Source organism: Mycobacterium terramassiliense, assembly GCF_900157385.1.
GTDB classification, from domain to species: Bacteria; Actinomycetota; Actinomycetes; order Mycobacteriales; family Mycobacteriaceae; genus Mycobacterium; species Mycobacterium terramassiliense.
This window is the reverse complement of the sequence record NZ_LT717701.1, coordinates 373,171-390,791: the sequence shown is the minus strand read 5'-3', so window position 1 is coordinate 390,791 and position 17,621 is coordinate 373,171. Positions and strand designations below refer to the sequence as shown.

Here is a 17,621-nt window from a genome sequence, read left to right as displayed (position 1 = left end):
AATACTTCTCTCACGGTGAGAATTTCCAGACGGCTCTTCTCAGACCAATGCGCTGCTGGCGACAGGTGGCCGCCGGCGGCCTCGTGCGGTCCCGGGTGGAAGCGCCCCTCAACATCGCGTTGGCCCATTGACGGCGCGGGGCGGCGCACCGAACCTGAACGCATGCCCGTCCTGGACCGACCGATCGAGCTCCTCGGCGCCGAGGCGCTGCAAGATCCGTATCCGGTATACGACCGCATGCGCGCCGAGGCGCCGGTGCAGCGCATCGGCGACTCCGTGTTCTACGCCGTGTGTGGCTGGGACGCGGTGCAGGAGGCCGTCGATCGCGTCGACGACTTCTCGTCCAACCTCACCGCGACCATGGTCCTCCAGGCCGACGGCACCGTCACCCCGTTCGACATGGCGCCCGCGGGCGGCGCCGCTCACGCGTTGGCCACCGCGGACGATCCGGTTCACGCGCTGCACCGCAAGATCCTGCTGCCGCACCTGTCGGCCAGGCACGTCCGGATCATCGAGGAGTTCGCCGCGCAGACCGCCGACCGGTTGTGGGAGCAAAACCTGCACGACGGGCAGATCGAGTGGATGAGCGCGATCGCCAACCGGCTGCCCATGATGGTGGTCGCCCGGCTGCTCGGCCTGCCCGACGACGACGTCGACAAACTCATCCGGCTCGGCTACGCCACCACTACATTGCTCGACGGGATCGTCACACCCGACCAGCTCGAAGCCGCCTTCGCGGCCGCCCTGGAACTGTCCGGCTATGTCACGGAGCATTTCGAAAAGGCAAGCGCCGAAACCGAATACGGTCTGATCGCCGACCTGGCAGCCCGCTGCGCCTCGGGGGAACTGGACCAACTGCCGGCGCTGGGCATCATGCTCACCCTCTTCAGCGCCGCCGGCGAATCGACGGCATCGTTGCTGGGCAGCGCTGGGTGGATCCTGGCCGCGCGCCCCGAGGTTCAACGCCGGCTGCGCGAGAACCCGGAATTGCTAAGCGCTTTCATCGAAGAGACGCTGCGCTGCGAGGCGCCGTTTCGCGGCCACTACCGGCACGTGCGGCGCGACACCGCGCTGGCCGGGGTCGATTTGCCCGCCGACTCGCATCTGCTGCTGATGTGGGGCGCCGCCAACCGGGACCCGGCGCACTTCGATGAGCCGAACGAATTCCGCCTCGACCGCACTTCCGCCAAGGACCACCTGACCTTCGGCAAGGGGGTGCACTTCTGCGTCGGCGCCGCGCTGGCGCGCCTCGAAGCCCACGTCGTGTTGCGCAAGCTACTGGAGCGCACCACCTGGATCGAGGCGATCGACGTCGGCGAATGGCTGCCGAGCATCCTGGTCCGGCGCCGGAAATGGCTGCGGCTGGCCGTCCGATAACCGTTACGGCCGAGGCTGCACGTCGACGCTGGGCGGCAGGGTCGAGGGCTCCTCGCGGCCCGCGCGCATCGACCGCCGCACGATGCTGAAGGCGACGGCGCCGCCGGCCAGGACCACGACGGCCGCGCCGGCGAGCACCCAGGGGCGCGGCCTGCGGCGCTGGGCCCGGCGCGCGTCCTGCAACGCCTGGGGCAGCCCGGAGACCACCTCTTGAGCGGCGGCGAGCTCCAGGGCGAGGGTTTCTTGGGCCGCGGCGATATCGCGGGCGAGCCGGCCTTCCCGGTAGCGGCGGCGGAGCTCCGATGCGGCCGACTGCGCGCCGTTGACGCTGAGTCCGACGACGCCCCGCGTGACGTCGACCGGTCCCACCGCCGTGTAGGTCAGGCCCCGGGCCAGTCGCTCCCGTGGGGTCAACGGGGCTTCCGCGTTCGCGCTCATCTGCCGCCCTTCTGTGCCACTCCCCCGGTGCCTCATCAGCCTGCCATCAATCCGGCAGGCCCGGTACCGGCTGCGGGCTTGCCCGCCCGCAATGGCAGACTCTAACCCCGTGACTAACAGCCCCATTCAGACTGCCACCGCAACGCTGCACACCAACCGCGGAGACATCAAGGTCGCCCTGTTCGGAAACCACGCGCCCAAGACCGTCGCCAACTTCGTCGGCCTGGCCCAGGGCACCAAGGAGTACTCGACCCAGAACGCATCGGGCGGCCCGTCGGGTCCCTTCTACGACGGCGCGGTTTTTCACCGGGTGATCAAGGGCTTCATGATCCAGGGCGGCGATCCGACCGGCACCGGCCGCGGGGGCCCGGGTTACAAGTTCGCCGACGAGTTCCACCCCGAGCTTCAGTTCGACCGGCCCTACCTGCTCGCGATGGCGAACGCCGGTCCGGGCACCAACGGCTCCCAGTTCTTCATCACCGTGGCCCAGACGCCGCACCTGAACCGGCGCCACACGATCTTCGGCGAAGTGACCGACCCCGACTCGCAAAAGGTGGTCGACGCGATCGCGACGACGGCCACCGACGGCAACGACCGTCCCGCCGAGCCGGTCGTCATCGAGTCGATCACGATCTCCTAAACCGGCCTCGCCTCAGCGCCGGTCGCCCCCCGCGTAGCCGGCGTCGGTCAGCGCGTCGAGGACCTCCAGCGGGTTGGTCCCGAGGTCCCAACGGGACAAGATGACCAGCCCTCCGTCGGCCGTCTCGACCTCGAGCAATCGAACCGTGCGGCCGTGCCGGCGGAACTCGGTGATCCGGATGATCTTGAGGTCGGAACGCCGGAATAACTGCGTTCGGAACCACCCGCGCAGCGCCAGGCCATCGGGGGTAATTGCCAGCTTAGGACGCGCGCGCCACGTCAAGCCCGCAAACAAGATCAGCCCCGCCGCGGCAATCCCCGTCAAAATGCGGCCGGGCGGGTCTGTGACTATGGTCACACTGGCGATAGCCATCAGAACGCCCACGGCCCCACAACCAGCGATTCCGGCAGCGCCGGGCGCCCATTCTGTTTGCTGCACGGGTCGCCTAACCCCTCCCACCACTGGCTATGCGGTTATCCACAAGCGCTATCAACAGTGGGGATAAATCACATGCGTGTGATTGGGTGGTCACAACGTTGCTGAACCAGTTACAGGCGGACCCCAAGATGAATTCATTATCGGGGCGGCGTCGGTCAGTGCCAGCGCATCGTGAGCAACAACCCGGTGATCATGAAGGCGAACGCGATGGCGTAGTTCCACGGGCCGAGTTGCGCCATCCAGTTCAGGGCGGCCGGCGCCTGGCTTCCGACCGCGGCCAATTGGAACACCATCAGCCAGACGAGCCCGATCAACATGAGGCCGACGAACAGGCAGACGAACCACACGCTGGAGGGTCCGACCTTCACTTTCACCGGTGTGCGGCTGACCGCGCTGACGGTGAAATCGTTCTTCTTGCGGACCTTCGATTTGGGCATTTCAGTACCTCGGCATTACCTGAACAACACGTTGAACGGGACGGGGTGCGACGATAACGATGGCAGCTGCACGTATGGCTCGGCTACGAGACTAACTCACCTGGCACCGTGACCAGGAAACGGAGAGTCGATGATTGACAGGCGCCGCTCACCATGGCGCTTCGGCGTCCCGCTGGTGTGCCTGCTGGCGGGGTTGCTGCTCGCCGCCACCCACGGGGTGTCCGGCGGCGCCGAGATCCGCCGCAGCGACGCGCCGCGCCTGGTCGATCTTGTCCGCGAGGCGCAGTCGTCGGTCGCCCGCCTCAGCGCCGAGCGCGACGAGCTGACCAACAAGCTCGATTCGGCGCACGGCCGATCTTCGGACGCCGCGCTCGCGGCGATGCTGCGCCGCGCCGCCGAACTGGCGGCCGAGGCGGACATGGATCCGGTCCACGGGCCGGGCCTGGTGGTGACCCTCCAGGACGCGCAGCGCGACGCCAACGGCCGCTTCCCCCGAGACGCCTCGCCGGACGACCTGGTGGTGCACCAGCAGGACATCCAGGCCGTCCTCAACGCGCTGTGGAGCGCCGGCGCGGAGGCGATCCAGATGCAGGACCAGCGGATCATCGCGACGTCGGTGCCGCGCTGCGTCGGCAACACGCTGTTGCTCAACGGGCGCACCTACAGCCCGCCCTACACGATCACAGCGATCGGCAACGCGGCGGCCATGCAGGCCGCCCTGGCCGCCGCTCCCCTCGTCATCCTCTACAAGCAGTACGTGGTCCGCTTCGGGCTCGGCTACCGCGAGGAGGTCAAGCCCGACGTGCAGGTCGCCGGTCATGCCGAACCGGTCCGCATGCACTTCGCGCAGCCGGCGGGCCCGGTGGGCTACTGAGCCGGACGGTACCCTGACACGATGCGGATCCTGGTTGTCGACAACTACGACAGCTTCGTGTTCAACCTGGTGCAATACCTGGGCCAGCTCGGCGTCGAGGCCGAGGTGTGGCGCAACGACGACGCCCGGCTCTCCGACGAGAACGCCGTCGCCGCGCAGTTCGCCGGCGTCCTGCTCAGCCCGGGCCCGGGTACCCCGGAACGCGCGGGCGCCTCGATCGCCCTTGTCCGCGCGTGCGCCGAGCGGCGCACCCCGCTGCTGGGGGTGTGCCTGGGCCACCAGGCGATCGGCGTGGCGTTCGGCGCCACCGTGGACCGCGCGCCGGAGCTGCTGCACGGCAAGACCAGCAGCGTGTTTCACACCAATGTCGGTGTGCTGCAAGGGCTTCCGGACCCTTTCACGGCGACGCGATACCACTCGCTGACGATCCTGCCGGAGTCGATGCCGGCGGTGCTGGAAGTCACGGCCCGCACCCGCAGCGGCGTGATCATGGGCGTGCGGCACACCGAGTTGCCGATTCACGGCGTCCAGTTCCACCCGGAATCGATCCTCACCGAGGGCGGGCACCGAATGCTGGCGAACTGGCTCGCCTATTGCGGCTGGACGCGCGACGACACGCTGGTGCGCCGGCTGGAGAACGAGGTGCGCGCCGCGGTGCGGCCCCATTTCCCGGAGGACGCCGCGGCTACTGGCCGAACTTCAGCGTGATGATCCCGTCCCGGTTGCAACCGGCCCCGGCCGGCGGGTTCTGATAGACCACCCGGTGCGACTGGGCGCCGCCGGCGTCGACGTCGGGACCCTTGTCCAGCCCCCCGGTCCAGCCCAGCGCGCGCAACCGCGGTTCGGCGTCGGTCCAGAACATGCCGGTGAGGTCGGGCATCAGGAATTGGTTGCCCTTGGATACCTGGATCTCGATCACCGAGTCCACCGGAACCATCTGTCCCTTGGGCGGATTCGTGCCGATCACCTCGCCGGCGGGCCGGGGGCTGTCGACCGGGGTCTGGCTGAACTTGGTGAATCCGTAGACGGTCAGGTTCTTTTGCGCGACGTCGACGGTCTGGCCCGCGACGTCGGGGACCTGCTTGGTCTCCGGGCCGGAGCCGACGATGATCGTGATCACGTTGGTGATCGCCGACGTCTGGTTGGCCGGCGGGTTGGTCCCGATGACCTTGCCCAGCAGCTCCGGGCTCGACGGTGAGTTCGCCTGCTTGAATTTGCTGAATCCGGCGGCTTTGAGCTTGCTGACCGCGTCGGTGTAGCTCAGGGAGGAGACGTCGGGCAGTTCGCGTTGCTCCGGTCCGGTGGAGACGTTGATGGTGATCTCGTCGCCGGCGCTCACCGACGCGTTGGCGCCCGGGTCGGTGCTGATGACGTGATCCGGCGGAACCGCGGAGTCCGGCTTCTGCAGCGTCCGAGTCTTGAAGCCGCGGTTCTGCAGGGCCGCAATGGCATCGGCCGACACCTGCCCGCGCATGTCGGGGACCGTGACGTCGCGGGTGCTGCCACCGAACGTGTTGAACGCGATGACGACCACGATCGTCAGCACCGCCAGCGCGGCGACCGCGACGACCCAGCGGCCGATGGAACCCCCGGGGACGCCGTCGCGTTCGGTGTTGTCGAGATCCTGGCGTGGCAGCGGGTCGGTGCGCGGCCCGTGGCCCGTCGCGGACGACAGAAATGAGCTGCGTTCAGCGTCGGTCAGCACCTTGGGCGCCTCGGGCGGCTCGCCGTTGTGCACCCGCACCAGGTCCGCGCGCATCTCCGCCGCCGTCTGATAGCGGTTCTCCGGATTCTTGGCCAGCGCCTTGAGCACGACGGCGTCCAGGTCGGCGGAGACGCCCTCGTGCCGCTTCGACGGCGGCACCGGGTCCTCGCGGACGTGCTGGTAGGCCACCGCGACGGGCGAGTCGCCGGTGAAAGGCGGTTCGCCCGTGAGGATTTCGTAAAGGACGCAGCCCAGCGAATACACATCGGATCGGGCGTCGACGGGATCGCCGCGCGCCTGTTCGGGTGACAGATACTGGGCTGTGCCGATCACGGCCGCGGTCTGGGTGACGCTGTTGCCGCTGTCGGCGATCGCACGCGCGATGCCGAAGTCCATCACCTTGACCGCATTGGTGGCGCTGATCATGATGTTCGCCGGCTTGACGTCCCGGTGGATGATGCCGTTTTGATGGCTGAAGTTCAGGGCCTGGCAGGCATCGGCGATGATCTCGATGGCCCGCCGGGGTGGCAGCGGGCCGTCGGTGTGCACGATGTCGCGCAGCGTGACGCCGTCGACGTACTCCATGACGATGTAGGGCAGCGGGCCGGTCGGTGTGTCCGCCTCGCCGGTGTCGTAGACCGCCACGATGGACGGGTGGTTCAGCGCCGCCGCGTTTTGCGCCTCGCGCCGGAACCGCAGATAGAAGCTGGGGTCGCGGGCAAGGTCGGCGCGCAGCACCTTCACCGCGACGTCGCGGTGCAGGCGCAGGTCGCGGGCCAGGTGCACCTCGGACATGCCCCCGAAGCCGAGGATCTCGCCGAGTTCGTAGCGGCCGGACAGTGGCTCGGACGTGGTCATCGCGGTGTTTCGTGTCCGGCCGGCGGCCTGCTGTGGAGTCCGGAATTGCCCACGCTGCCGCGTTCCGGCCAATCCAGTCGCAGGCGCGGTCCGGACCCGCTGGGCGTGTTGCTCGCCGGGGGCGGCGCCGTGGCCGGCGGGGTCCCGGTATCGGTGACCGTGGGCGGCTGCTGCTGCTGATCCGCGCGGGAATTGATGACGATGATGACCGCGATCAGGATCGCCAGCGCGCCCAGCACGCCCGCGGCCCACAGCAGCGCGCGCTGGCCCGACGAGAAGGTGCGCCGCGCCGGGGGCCGCGAACGGCCGGTGGACGGCCCCGACCGGCGGACCGGGGTGCTGCGGCTGGCGGTGACCGGCGCCCGGGTGTGCGGGCTGGACGGAATGGCCGCCGGCGAGGCGCGCCCCGGCGGCGGTGACTGGCTCGGCCGCGGGGGCCGGCGCCCGGCGCGCACCGCCGCGACGGCGTCGGCGAACGGCCCCCCGCTGCGGTAGCGCATCTGGGGATTCTTGACGAGCGTGATCTCGATGAGCTCCCGCACGTTGGGCGGCAGCTCGGCGGGCAGCGGCGGCGGCGGTTCCTTGATGTGCTTCATCGCCACGGTCAAGGCGCCATCACCGCTGAACGGGCGCTTACCCGAAACCACCTCGTACCCAACGACTCCCAGCGAATAGACATCGCTGGCCGGGGTCGCGTCGTGACCCAATGCCTGTTCGGGGGCGATGTATTGGGCGGTGCCCATCACCATTCCGGTCTGGGTCACCGGCGCGGCGTCGACCGCCTTGGCGATACCGAAGTCGGTGATCTTCACCTGGCCGGTGGGGGTGATCAGGATGTTGCCCGGTTTGACGTCGCGGTGGACCAGGCCGGCAGCATGCGCGACCTGAAGGGCCCGACCGGTCTGCTCCAGCATGTCCAGCGCGTGCCGCAGCGACAGCCGCCCGGTGCGCTTGAGCACCGAATTCAGCGGTTCGCCGTTGACCAGCTCCATCACCAGGTACGCCGTCCGGCCCTCGCCGTCCAGCTGGCTTTCGCCGTAGTCGTGGACGGCGGCGATGCCGGGATGGTTGAGCATCGCGGTGGTCCGCGCCTCCGCGCGGAACCGCTCGATGAACTCGGGGTCCTGGGAGAATTCCTGCTTCAGCACCTTGACCGCGACGCGCCGGCCCAGCCGGCTGTCCACGGCCTCCCATACCTGGCCCATGCCACCGGTGGCGATCAGGCGCTGCAGGCGGTATCTGCCTGACAGCGTCACACCAACTCGCGGGCTCATGGTCCTCCCTGTAGCGCGGCCGCGATCACCGCCCGTCCGATCGGCGCGGCGAGCGCCCCGCCGGTCGCGGACAGTCGGTCGGCCCCGTTCTCCACCAGCACCGCCACGGCAACCTTCGGCGCCTGCGCGGGCGCGAACGCGATGTACCACGCGTGCGGCGGAGTGTGACGCGGGTCGGTGCCATGCTCTGCGGTACCCGTCTTGGATGCAATCTGCACGCCGGGAATCGCCCCTTTCTGCTGTGCGACCTTCTCGGCGCCGACCATCAGCTCTGTTAGCTTAGCGGCGACCTGCGGCGACACAGCGCGGCGCTGTTGGTAGGGCGCCGTGTTGCTGATGTTGGAAAGGTCCGGTCCCTTCAGGCTATCGATCAGGTAGGGCTGCATCGTCATCCCGGCGTTGGCGATGGTCGCGGCGATCTGGGCGTTCTCCAGCGGCGTCAGCGCCACATCCTTTTGGCCGATGCTGGACATGCCCAGCGCGGCGGCGTCCGGGATGATCCCGACGGTGGACTCGGCGACCTGCAGCGGAATGACGCTGGGCGTGCTGTCCAGCCCGAACGAGCGCGCCATGCTGCGCAGCGCGTCGGCCCCGGTGAGGATGCCCAGCTGGACGAAGGCGGTGTTACAGGACAGCGCGAACGCCTGGCTGAGGGATACCGTCGGCTCGTTGCCGCACGGCGTGCCGCCGTAGTTCTCCAGCGTGGCGGTGCTGTTGGGCAGCGGAATGGTGGGCGCAGCCGTCAACTGCTCGGTTTCGGTCGCGCCGGCCTGCAGCGCCGCCGCGGTAGTGATCACCTTGAATGTCGAACCCGGCGGATAGGTCTCCGAGATGGCGCGGTTGGTCAGCGGGTTGTCCGGGTCGTCGCGCAGCCGCTGCCAGGCCCGGGCCTGCACCTCGGGGTCGTGCGACGCCAGCTGGTTGGGGTCGTAGGACGGCGACGACACCATGGCCAGGATCTTGCCGGTGGACGGCTCCAGGGCGACGACGGCTCCCTTGCACGGTGGTCCGCCGCAGCCCTGCTGCATCGCGTCCCACCCGGCCTGCTGGACGCGCGGGATGATCGTGGTGTCGACGTTGCCGCCGCGCGGGTCGCGGCCGGTGAAGAAGTCGGCCAGCCGGCGCCCGAACAGGCGCTCGTCGGACCCGTTCAACAGCGGGTCCTCGGCCCGCTCCAGGCCGGTGCTCGAATAGCGCAGCGAGTAGAAGCCGGTGATCGGCGCGTACACCGCCGGGTTCGGGTAGACCCGCAGGAACCGGAAGCGACTGTCGGTGGCCACCGAATAGGCCAGCAGCTGGCCGCCGGCGACGATTTGACCGCGCTGGCGTGAATACTCGTCGAGCAGCACCCGCTGGTTGCGCGGGTCGGCGCGCAGCCCGTCGGCGGCGAACACCTGCGTCATCGTGGCGTTGAGCAACAGCAGCACCACCAACGCCATCACGGTCACCGAGATCCGGCGGAGAGAGGCGTTCATACCCGCTCGATCACCTCGGTGCTGGCCGCCGCGATCGGCGACTTGTTACGCGCGCGGGTGCGCAGCGGACGCCGGGCGCTGTGCGAGATGCGCGCCAGGATCGCCAACAGGATGTAGTTCGCCAGCAATGACGACCCACCGTACGACATCCAGGGGGTGGTCAGCCCGGTCAGCGGGATCAGGCGCGTCACGCCGCCGACGACGATGAACAGCTGCAGGGCCAGGGTCGAGGCGAGACCCGCCGCCAGCAGCTTGCCGAAGCTTTCCCGCGTCGCGATCGCCGTGCGCAGCCCGCGCACGATGACGATCGTGTAGAGCATCAGCAGGGCCGCCAAGCCCACTAAGCCAAGTTCTTCACCGAACGCGGCGATGATGAAATCGGTCGAGGCCGCCGGCACGGTGTCGGGCTGACCGTTACCCAGACCGGTGCCGAAAATGCCGCCGGTCGCAAAGCTGAACATCGACTGCACGAGCTGATAGCCGCTGCCGTCGGGATCGGAGAACGGGTCCCACCACATCTGCACCCGAACCCGCACGTGCTCGAAAAGGAAGTACGCCGCAACGCTTCCCGCGACGAACAGCACCAGCCCGATGACGACCCAGCTGAAGCGCTGGGTGGCGAGGTAGAGCACCACCAGAAACGACGCGTACAGCAACAGCGAAGTGCCCAGGTCCTTCTCGAAGACCATCACGCCGATCGAGATCACCCACGCCGCCAACAGCGGCGCGAGATCGCGGGGGCGGGGCAGGGTCATGCCCATGAAGTGCTTTCCGACGCTGGTGAACAGGCCGCGTTTGGCGATCAGCACCGCGGAGAAAAAGATCAGCAGCAGGATTTTGGAGAACTCCGCCGGCTGAATTGAGAAGCCCGGGAAGCGAATCCAGATCTTTGCGCCGTTCTGCTCGGACATCGATGCCGGCAGCACCGCCGGGATGGCCAAGAAGATCAGCCCCGCGACCCCGCAGATGTAGCCGTAGCGGGCCAGTTGCCGGTGGTCTTTCAAGAAGGTGACCACCAACGCGAACGCGGCGACCCCCACCACGGTCCACAGCATCTGCTGCGTCGCGCTGGGATGGCGACGGCCGCTCAACTCGTTGTTGACGAGGTCGAGCCGGTGGATCATCACCAGGCCAAGCCCGTTGAGTAGAGCCACAATTGGCAGCAGCAGGGGGTCCGTGTAGGGGGCGAATCGCCGGATCGCCAGGTGCGCGCTGCCGAACATGACCAGAAAGATCAGCCCGTAACTGACCAGGTTCCAGCGCAGCCCGCGGTCCTGGTTGGCCTGCACGATCAGCAGCGCGGCGACGGTGATCAGTGCGGCGAAGCACAACAACAGCAGTTCGGCGTTGCGCCGAGTAGGCAGCGGAGGAGTGACTGCGACCGGCGGCTGGACTTGTGTGGTCATGCCACCGCCCGGCAATCGATGCCCGGCTTTGGTGGTGGGGGCGGGAGCGCGGTCAGCGTCTGAGTGGTCGTGGGCGACGTTGTCGCGGGCGCTGTAGGCGCGGTGCTCGCGGGGGTGCTGGTCGGACTGGCGCTGCTGGACGGGGTGGCACTCGAAGAGGCAGGGGGCGCAGTGACATTCGGTTCGGTGGCGGGCGGCGAGGTGGCGCGCGGCGGCGGACACGGCGGCAGCAGGGAGGTGGCCGACAATTCGCGCAACTGGCCGATGGCGTCATCGAGGGTGCCGGCCGGCAGCCCGGCCTGAACCTGTGCGCGCTCGGGAGGGCGCAGGTCCTGCAGTTGCATCAGGCGGCAGTCGAGATGACCGCCGGTTTGGCCGGAACTGATCAGTGACAGCTCGTTGCGGGCGTTGAGGCAGCCGATCAGGTACGGCTCGTGCAGCGACATGCCGAGCAGCGACCCCTGGATTCCCCGCAGGATCGACACCATGCCGTTGTATTCGGCGACGTAGTAGTTGCTCCGGATGATGGCTCGGCCGATGCCCAGGCCGGCGAGCACCAGCAGCACGACCAGCGTGACGACGATCGCCGTCCGGCGCCGCGACCACCGGGACCGCCGAGGCATTTCCTCCTGTGCCGGAACGCGTTTGGCGACCTCCTCGCGGGGCCTGATGGCCGAGGCGCGCCCAGCGGAGGTGTTCGGCAGCGTCAGTTGGTCTTCTTCGCCCGAGACCGCACCGGCCAGAATCGGCTGCGTCTGACCGTAGTCGTAGTCGACGACGTCGGCGACGACGACCGTCACGTTGTCGGGACCGCCGCCGCGCAGCGCCAATTCGATGAGGCGGTAAGCGCTCTCGGCCACGTCGGGGATCTGCAGCGCCTCGAGGATGGTCTCGTCGCTGACGGGGTCGGACAATCCGTCGGAGCAGAGCAGGTAGCGATCGCCCGCCCGCGCCTCGCGCATGGTCAGGGTGGGCTCGACCTCGTGGCCCGTCAGGGCCCGCATGATCAACGAACGCTGTGGGTGGCTGTGCGCCTCTTCCCGAGTGATCCGCCCTTCGTCCACCAAAGTTTGGACGAAGGTATCGTCCTTGGTGATCTGGGTGAGCTCACCGTCGCGCAACAGATAGCCACGCGAATCGCCGATGTGCACCAGCCCAATCCTGTTGCCGTCGAACAGGATTGCAGTCAGTGTGGTGCCCATTCCCTCGAGGTCGGGCTCCATCTCGACCTGCGCGGCGATCGCCGCGTTGCCGGAGCGCACCGCCGCGTCGAGCTTGGCGAGCAGGTCCCCACCGGGCTCGTCGTCGTCGAGATGGGCGAGCGCGGCGATCACCAACTGGGACGCCACCTCGCCGGCCGCGTGGCCGCCCATGCCGTCGGCCAAGGCCAGCAGCCGCGCGCCGGCGTAAACGGAGTCTTCGTTGTTGGTGCGTACCAGGCCGCGGTCGCTGCGGGCCGCATATCGCAGGACCAGGGTCACGGGCGCAACTCGATCGCCGTTTTGCCGATTCGAATCGGCGTTCCGATGGGAACCCGTACCGCAGTCGTCACCTTCGCCCTGTCAAGGTAAGTGCCGTTGGTCGATCCTAGATCCTCGACGTACCATTCCGAGCCGCGCTGCGACAGCCGGGCGTGCCGTGTCGAGGCGTAGTCGTCGGTAAGCACCAGGGTCGAGTCGTCAGCGCGCCCGATCAACACCGGCTGCCCGCTGAGCGTGATGCGGGCACCGGTCAGCGCGCCCTCGGTCACCACGAGATAGCGCGCGGCATGGCGGCGCTGGCGGGAGGGCAGCAGCGTGCCGCGCAGCGCCAGGCCGCGGCGCACCATGACAGCCCCGGTGGGCGCGTAGATGTCGGTCCGCAGGATCCGCAACACGGACCAGATGAATACCCATAACAACATTAAAAATCCGGCACGCGTCAGCTGCAGTACTAGTCCCTGCATCTGGCGTCCTTTCCGTCCTGGCGCCGCACCCCTCGTCGCACCCGTGACACCGAGCACATCAGCACCGTCACGATACTTGGACGGTTGTCGACGCGGGGCGAAGCACGGCAGCTTTTCCCCCGGTGCGTCTAGTGGATGCGAACGATGATCTCCGAGTGGCCCAGACGGATGACGTCGCCGTCGGCCAACTGCCACTCCTGTACCGGCGCGTTGTTCACGGTGGTGCCGTTAGTGGAGTTGAGGTCGGAAAGGAGCGCGACCTGCCCGTCCCAGCGGATTTCCAGGTGCCGCCGCGAAACGCCGGTGTCGGGCAACCGGAATTGGGCGTCCTGGCCGCGGCCGATGATGTTGGCACCCTCGCGCAGCTGGTAGGTCCGCCCGCTGCCGTCGTCGAGCTGCAGTGTCACCGAGGTTCCGGCGGCGCCGTAGCCACCCTGGCCGTAACCGCCGTAGCCGCCACCCGGCTGCTGGCCGTAGTCGGCGGGCTGGCCGTAGTCCGCGGGCTGGCCGTAGTCGGCGGGCTGGCCGTACTCGTAGTCGCGATGGGCGGTCTCGCCGTATCCGCCTTGCGGGGGATATCCGCCGCCCGGAACGCTTTCGGCGTACTGGGTGTAGTCGCCCGGGCCATAGTCCTGCTGGCCGTATCCACCACCCTGCTGATAGCCCTGGTCGTATCCGCCGCCCTGCTCGGGGTACGCCGGACGTTGTTGCTCGGGCGCTCCCTGCGGGGCGGGCGGAGCGTAGCCGCTCTCCTCTTGGCGAGCCGGCCCGCGCCCGTACTCGCCGTACCCGTACGCCTGCTGGGTGGCGCCGGGCTGACCGCCGCCGGGCGGTGCGTAGCCACCGCCCGGGCGGTAGCCCTGGTCTCCAGGGCCGTAGCCTTGCCCGCCGTAGCCGCCGGGCGCAGGGGGGCGCTGCTCGTAGGACGGCGGCGGGTAGCCGCCCTGTCCCTGGTCGGGGTAGCCGCCCGGCGCTTGGTAACCGCGCTGGTCGTAGCCGCCCTGTTCGGGGTAGCCGCCGCGCTGTTCTTGGTAGCCGCCCTGCTCGGGGTAGCCGCCGCCTTGTTGCGGGTAGCCGCCGCGCTGTTCTTGGTAGCCGGCCTGGTCGGGGTAGCCGCCCTGCTGCGGGTAGCCGCCCTGCTCGGGCTGGCGAGGTGGCGGGTAGCCACCGGGCGGCGGGTAGCCGCCGCCTTGCTCGGGCGGGTAACCGGCCCGGGGCTCCGGTCCGCCCTGTGGCTCCGGTCCGCGCGGCTCGTCTTGCGGGCGCCCGTAACGGTCGTCGTAGTACTCGTCGGCAGGGCGGCCCTGCCCCTGACCCCCGTGGTAGCTCGAATTGTCAGTCATTGCTGCTACTCCTCGCTCTGCGCCGAACGCGTGATTTGATTGTGGCCGGAGAGGGTGGATGACGGTCGGGCGGGGCTCGACATCGGGATTGACAGCACCGCGGGCGCGGTACTGGCCGGTATGCAGGCTCGACGACTGCTCGAACCGGACGACCACATCACCATACGTTTGCCACCCCTGTTCATAGATATAGTCGGCCAAGTACCTCGCGAAAGCGTTCGACGTGAGATCCGTGTCGGCTCCCACCTTCGCAAAGTCGTGCATACCGAGGGTAATGATGTATTCGTTGGGGGCCAAAAGACGATTTCCCTGCAGCGCGCGCACCCCGTCCTCGGCTTCCCTGCGCAATAGCCCTTCAACCTCTTGCGGCACGATCGATCCGCCGAACACCCGGGCGAAGGCGTTGTCCACCGTCGCCTCGAGCTTGCGCTCGATGCGCTGAACGAGCCCCTTTTGGCTACTCATCTTTCAGCGCTCGCCCGCAGTTGCCATGGTGTGTCGCGGGCGCGAGGCAAACGAACCGCCCGCGTGTTGGTTCACCCCAGCATGGTATCGGGCCAGCGCGACGGTGCGGCACCGTGGGAATTCTGAGAATCGCATACGTGCAGCTCAACGCGCCGTGGTAGCGGCCGCCGGACGTCGCGACCGGCCGCCCGGTCCCGCCAAGGCGATTGGGGCAGACGGCCTTTAGAGTGGTATGGTCCATCGGTTGTTTTTCCGGGCGAGTGGCGGAATGGCAGACGCGCTGGCTTCAGGTGCCAGTGTCCTTCGGGACGTGGGGGTTCAAGTCCCCCTTCGCCCACCGGTGAGCGGTTCCACGAACTGCCGGCCTAAAGGCCACGAACTCGAAAGGGTTCGTGGCCTTTACGTTTTCCGTGCAGCTGCGGGACTAAGTGCGGGTGATGATCACCCCGAGATTCACCGGGGCAGCACGGCCTCGACGGCGCCGATGAGCTCGGGCGCGTCGGGCTCCGTCCGGGGACGAAACCGGTTGACCACCGCACCGTCGGGGCTGATCAGGAACTTCTCGAAGTTCCACTGGATGTCGCCCGCCGCACCGTCGGAATCGGCGGCTTTGGTCAGCTCGGCGTACAGCGGGTGACGGTCTTCGCCGTTGACGTCGGCCTTGGCCAGCAACGGAAACGTCACCCCGTAAGTCGTCGAGCAGAACTCCTGGATCTCCTCGGGCGTGCCCGGCTCCTGGCCCATGAACTGGTTGCACGGAACGCCGACGACCGTCAGGCCGCGGTCGCGGTAGTCCCTGGCCAGTTTCTCCAGCGCGGTGTACTGCGGAGTCAGGCCACACTTGGAGGCCACATTCACGATCAGCGTTGCGCCGCCGGACAATTCGGCCAGCGTCGTCGGCTTGCCGTCGAGTGTGGTGAGGGCGATGTCTTTGAGGGTCACGCCGATGACGCTAACACTTGGCTCACCGGGTCAGCGGGCTGTAGAAGACCAGGCCATTGCCCTTGCTGTCGTAGACCACGGCACGCCGCTCGTGCGCGTCGTCGTACGGGCCTTTCACGATGCCGCCACCACTGGCCTCGACGGCCTTGGCGGCGGCGTCGACGTCAGCGGTCTTGATCCCGACGACTACGTGCCCCGGGATGGGGTGGTCCACCGCGGTCGCCAGCGCGAGGGTGACCGCCCCGCCGTCGAGGGCGGCGAAGTGGGCCCCGTCGCGGAACTTCAGCGGCATTCCCAGGGTCTCGCCGTAGAAGCGGATCGACTCGTCCAGGTCGTCGGTCGACAACACAATCATCCGGACCTCGTGCTCGCTCACTGCTGCCTCCTCGGGCTGGGTCGCCTTACCCTAGCCCGGTGAGCAGCAACCGAGTCCCCGGCGGAGTCGTCCACCGATTGCCGGCAGACCTGCGCGAGGCGCTGAGCGCCAACTCGACGGCGTTGGCGGCCTGGCAGGACATCACGCCCTTGGCGCGCAACGAATTCATCTGCTGGGTCGAGGACGCCAAACAAGACGCGACCAGAAAGCGGCGCATTCGCCGAACGCAGGAGGAGCTGGAGGAAGGCAAGCGCCGGCCGTGCTGCTGGCCCGGATGCAAGCACCGTGAGCGCACCGGCAAGTAAGCGGGCCGGCTAGGACCGCAGCCAGCGGTGGACGTCGGGGGTCACGGGGTCGGTGATGTCGTCGAACTCGGGGTGCTTCTTGAGCACCGTGACCACCATGGAGCAGACGGGAACGACGCGCTTGCCGTCGTCGCGCGCCGCGCTGAGCGCCTCCTCGATGAGGATGGTGGCCAGGCCCCGTCCGCCATACGCGGGGTCGATCTCGGTGTGGTAGAAGACGCGCTGATCGCCCCGGTCGGCGAAGTCGGCGAGCCCGACGGGCTTGCCCTCGACGGCGATGGTGTACCGACCCTCCTCCGCGGTGACGGTGGTCGGGGCGCCGGTCTTGTCTGCGGTCATGCCTGCTCCTTGTTTTCCGGTATCGGTCGAGGCCGCAGTCGGGTGGTCGGCAGCGGCGGGGCGGGCAGTCGCGTGACCGAACCCCGGTAGCCCGGGACAGCGCCGAAGCGGTCGTCGCCGGCCTCCCACAGTCGGCGGTAGCCGACGATGTCGTCGTGACTGCGCCCGACGAAGTTCCACCACATCACCAACTGTTCCGCAAACGGCGTCCCGCCCAGCACCAGCACCCGCGCAGGCCGGTCACAGAGGTTGCGCAAGTGCACAATCGGATTGCCCGGTGCTTGGTAGCCGAGGTCCGCGACCGCCAGGTTAGTCCCGCCCATCGCGACCTGCCCCGCGTCGCAGAGCAGGCCGTGTTCGAACGCCGGATCCACCGCGATATCCACCGCGGCGTTCGGCTCCACGTCGAGCTGCGCGCCGAGCAGCGGCGTGAACGTGCGCACCGGCGAGCGGCTGCCCGCCAGCTCCCCGAGAAACACGCGCGCCACCGCCCCCGGCAGCGGAGTCGCCGGCGGCACATAGTGGGCGAAGTTGCGGCCGGTGTCGCGGTCGGAATCGGGCAGCGCGACCCACAACTGCACCCCGTGCAGCGCGGCGTCCGACCCGATCGACACCTCCGAGTGAGAAATACCCGCGCCCGCGGTCATCAGGTTCAGCTCGCCGGGCCGGACCAACGCATGGACTCCGGCGCTGTCGCGGTGCTCCACTGCCCCGCCGAACAACCAACTCACGGTTTGCAATCCGGTGTGTGGGTGAGGCGGGACGTCCATGCGCGCGCCGCCGGGGCCGCCGGCGAGGCCATAGTGGTCGATGAAGCACCAGGCGCCGACCAGCGATCGTTGCCGTTGCGGAAGCGTGCGTTGTACCGGGATCGCCCTCGGTCCGCCCAGCGGAACCTCGCGCGGATGTAACACCTCGACACCGGCGGCGCCTGACGCGCGGCACGCGACTTCGACCGGTGCGGTCTCGAGGTTGCTCACCCGC

The 17,621-nt window shown here is 68.5% G+C and carries 19 protein-coding genes and 1 tRNA gene; 6 read left to right on the top strand and 14 right to left on the bottom strand.

Features of this window, described 5'->3' with window-relative positions; all coding sequences use genetic code 11:
• The first annotated feature begins 162 nt into the window (after positions 1-162).
• Entirely contained in the window at positions 163-1,377 is a 1,215-nt protein-coding gene (locus MTAB308_RS16530) for a cytochrome P450 (RefSeq protein ID WP_077100525.1), read from the top strand.
• Between the two features lie 3 nt (positions 1,378-1,380).
• On the opposite strand, the gene cwsA is transcribed toward MTAB308_RS16530, so the two are convergent.
• Positions 1,381-1,815 (bottom strand): cell wall synthesis protein CwsA, encoded by a 435-nt coding sequence (gene cwsA / locus MTAB308_RS16525; RefSeq protein WP_077100524.1) that lies wholly within the window; start codon positions 1,813-1,815, stop codon positions 1,381-1,383.
• Positions 1,816-1,906: 91 nt separating this feature from the next.
• Between cwsA and MTAB308_RS16520 the strand changes: the two genes are divergently transcribed.
• Positions 1,907-2,455, top strand: coding sequence for a peptidylprolyl isomerase (locus MTAB308_RS16520; RefSeq protein WP_077100523.1), 549 nt, complete (start codon positions 1,907-1,909; stop codon positions 2,453-2,455).
• Positions 2,456-2,467: 12 nt separating this feature from the next.
• Here the strand turns inward: MTAB308_RS16520 and MTAB308_RS16515 are convergent, their stop codons facing one another.
• Positions 2,468-2,893, bottom strand: a complete 426-nt coding sequence (locus MTAB308_RS16515; RefSeq protein ID WP_077100522.1) for a PH domain-containing protein — start codon at positions 2,891-2,893, stop codon at positions 2,468-2,470.
• Between the two features lie 155 nt (positions 2,894-3,048).
• Positions 3,049-3,330 (bottom strand): cell division protein CrgA, encoded by a 282-nt coding sequence (crgA, locus tag MTAB308_RS16510; protein ID WP_066917062.1) that lies wholly within the window; start codon positions 3,328-3,330, stop codon positions 3,049-3,051.
• A gap of 130 nt (positions 3,331-3,460) precedes the next feature.
• On the opposite strand from crgA, the gene MTAB308_RS16505 reads away from it, so the two are divergent.
• Both MTAB308_RS16505 and MTAB308_RS16500 read left to right on the top strand, forming a co-directional pair.
• Entirely contained in the window at positions 3,461-4,204 is a 744-nt protein-coding gene (locus tag MTAB308_RS16505; RefSeq protein WP_077100521.1) for a DUF881 domain-containing protein, read from the top strand.
• A 21-nt stretch (positions 4,205-4,225) separates the two neighbouring features.
• Positions 4,226-4,912, top strand: coding sequence for an aminodeoxychorismate/anthranilate synthase component II (locus MTAB308_RS16500; protein ID WP_077100520.1), 687 nt, complete (start codon positions 4,226-4,228; stop codon positions 4,910-4,912).
• On the opposite strand, the gene pknB is transcribed toward MTAB308_RS16500, so the two are convergent.
• From pknB to MTAB308_RS16465, 7 genes are all read right to left on the bottom strand, one after another.
• Positions 4,890-6,767: a Stk1 family PASTA domain-containing Ser/Thr kinase gene (pknB, locus tag MTAB308_RS16495; protein WP_077100519.1), complete on the bottom strand. Its 1,878-nt coding sequence runs from the start codon at positions 6,765-6,767 to the stop codon at positions 4,890-4,892. The two genes, MTAB308_RS16500 and pknB, sit on opposite strands and share 23 nt — an antisense overlap.
• Entirely contained in the window at positions 6,764-8,041 is a 1,278-nt protein-coding gene (locus MTAB308_RS16490) for a serine/threonine-protein kinase (RefSeq protein WP_077100518.1), read from the bottom strand. Before MTAB308_RS16490 ends, pknB begins: the two co-directional genes overlap by 4 nt.
• Complete coding sequence (gene pbpA, locus MTAB308_RS16485) at positions 8,038-9,516, bottom strand: D,D-transpeptidase PbpA (RefSeq protein ID WP_077100517.1); 1,479 nt, start codon at positions 9,514-9,516, stop codon at positions 8,038-8,040. Before pbpA ends, MTAB308_RS16490 begins: the two co-directional genes overlap by 4 nt.
• The gene (locus MTAB308_RS16480; protein ID WP_077100516.1) at positions 9,513-10,922 is read right to left on the bottom strand and encodes an FtsW/RodA/SpoVE family cell cycle protein; all 1,410 of its coding nucleotides are present in this window, start codon (positions 10,920-10,922) and stop codon (positions 9,513-9,515) included. The genes pbpA and MTAB308_RS16480 overlap by 4 nt, the downstream gene beginning before the upstream one ends.
• Positions 10,919-12,403 (bottom strand): PP2C family protein-serine/threonine phosphatase, encoded by a 1,485-nt coding sequence (locus MTAB308_RS16475; RefSeq protein ID WP_077100515.1) that lies wholly within the window; start codon positions 12,401-12,403, stop codon positions 10,919-10,921. Before MTAB308_RS16475 ends, MTAB308_RS16480 begins: the two co-directional genes overlap by 4 nt.
• On the bottom strand, positions 12,400-12,867 hold the full coding sequence (locus MTAB308_RS16470) for an FHA domain-containing protein FhaB/FipA (RefSeq protein WP_066917067.1): 468 nt from the start codon (positions 12,865-12,867) through the stop codon (positions 12,400-12,402). Before MTAB308_RS16470 ends, MTAB308_RS16475 begins: the two co-directional genes overlap by 4 nt.
• 128 nt (positions 12,868-12,995) lie before the next feature.
• Positions 12,996-14,675 (bottom strand): FHA domain-containing protein, encoded by a 1,680-nt coding sequence (locus MTAB308_RS16465; RefSeq protein ID WP_077100514.1) that lies wholly within the window; start codon positions 14,673-14,675, stop codon positions 12,996-12,998.
• 254 nt (positions 14,676-14,929) lie between these two features.
• On the opposite strand from MTAB308_RS16465, the gene MTAB308_RS16460 reads away from it, so the two are divergent.
• A tRNA-Leu gene (locus tag MTAB308_RS16460) sits at positions 14,930-15,012 on the top strand.
• A gap of 116 nt (positions 15,013-15,128) precedes the next feature.
• Here MTAB308_RS16460 and MTAB308_RS16455 read toward each other — a convergent pair.
• Together MTAB308_RS16455 and MTAB308_RS16450 are read right to left on the bottom strand one after the other, a co-directional pair.
• Positions 15,129-15,617: a glutathione peroxidase gene (locus tag MTAB308_RS16455; RefSeq protein ID WP_077100513.1), complete on the bottom strand. Its 489-nt coding sequence runs from the start codon at positions 15,615-15,617 to the stop codon at positions 15,129-15,131.
• 22 nt (positions 15,618-15,639) lie between these two features.
• Positions 15,640-15,993, bottom strand: a complete 354-nt coding sequence (locus tag MTAB308_RS16450) for a VOC family protein (RefSeq protein WP_077100512.1) — start codon at positions 15,991-15,993, stop codon at positions 15,640-15,642.
• Positions 15,994-16,031: 38 nt separating this feature from the next.
• On the opposite strand from MTAB308_RS16450, the gene MTAB308_RS16445 reads away from it, so the two are divergent.
• Positions 16,032-16,298 carry a YdeI/OmpD-associated family protein gene (locus MTAB308_RS16445; protein ID WP_077100511.1) on the top strand — a complete coding sequence of 89 codons (267 nt, stop codon included), beginning with the start codon at positions 16,032-16,034 and terminating at the stop codon, positions 16,296-16,298.
• 9 nt (positions 16,299-16,307) lie between these two features.
• Here the strand turns inward: MTAB308_RS16445 and MTAB308_RS16440 are convergent, their stop codons facing one another.
• Positions 16,308-16,637 (bottom strand): GNAT family N-acetyltransferase, encoded by a 330-nt coding sequence (locus MTAB308_RS16440; RefSeq protein ID WP_077100510.1) that lies wholly within the window; start codon positions 16,635-16,637, stop codon positions 16,308-16,310.
• Positions 16,634-17,617 carry a pirin family protein gene (locus MTAB308_RS16435; protein ID WP_077100509.1) on the bottom strand — a complete coding sequence of 328 codons (984 nt, stop codon included), beginning with the start codon at positions 17,615-17,617 and terminating at the stop codon, positions 16,634-16,636. Before MTAB308_RS16435 ends, MTAB308_RS16440 begins: the two co-directional genes overlap by 4 nt.
• Positions 17,618-17,621: the final 4 nt, after the last annotated feature.

Excerpts from the sequence above, each read along its gene's own strand:
- MTAB308_RS16530 (WP_077100525.1), top strand. The coding sequence starts at position 163 with ATGCCCGTCCTGGACCGACCGATCGAGCTCCTCGGCGCCGAGGCGCTG.
- cwsA (WP_077100524.1), bottom strand. The coding sequence starts at position 1,815 with ATGAGCGCGAACGCGGAAGCCCCGTTGACCCCACGGGAGCGACTGGCC.
- MTAB308_RS16520 (WP_077100523.1), top strand. The coding sequence starts at position 1,907 with ATGGCAGACTCTAACCCCGTGACTAACAGCCCCATTCAGACTGCCACC.
- crgA (WP_066917062.1), bottom strand. The coding sequence starts at position 3,330 with ATGCCCAAATCGAAGGTCCGCAAGAAGAACGATTTCACCGTCAGCGCG.
- MTAB308_RS16505 (WP_077100521.1), top strand. The coding sequence starts at position 3,461 with ATGATTGACAGGCGCCGCTCACCATGGCGCTTCGGCGTCCCGCTGGTG.
- MTAB308_RS16500 (WP_077100520.1), top strand. The coding sequence starts at position 4,226 with ATGCGGATCCTGGTTGTCGACAACTACGACAGCTTCGTGTTCAACCTG.
- pknB (WP_077100519.1), bottom strand. The coding sequence starts at position 6,767 with ATGACCACGTCCGAGCCACTGTCCGGCCGCTACGAACTCGGCGAGATC.
- MTAB308_RS16490 (WP_077100518.1), bottom strand. The coding sequence starts at position 8,041 with ATGAGCCCGCGAGTTGGTGTGACGCTGTCAGGCAGATACCGCCTGCAG.
- pbpA (WP_077100517.1), bottom strand. The coding sequence starts at position 9,516 with ATGAACGCCTCTCTCCGCCGGATCTCGGTGACCGTGATGGCGTTGGTG.
- MTAB308_RS16480 (WP_077100516.1), bottom strand. The coding sequence starts at position 10,922 with ATGACCACACAAGTCCAGCCGCCGGTCGCAGTCACTCCTCCGCTGCCT.
- MTAB308_RS16470 (WP_066917067.1), bottom strand. The coding sequence starts at position 12,867 with ATGCAGGGACTAGTACTGCAGCTGACGCGTGCCGGATTTTTAATGTTG.
- MTAB308_RS16465 (WP_077100514.1), bottom strand. The coding sequence starts at position 14,675 with ATGAGTAGCCAAAAGGGGCTCGTTCAGCGCATCGAGCGCAAGCTCGAG.
- MTAB308_RS16440 (WP_077100510.1), bottom strand. The coding sequence starts at position 16,637 with ATGACCGCAGACAAGACCGGCGCCCCGACCACCGTCACCGCGGAGGAG.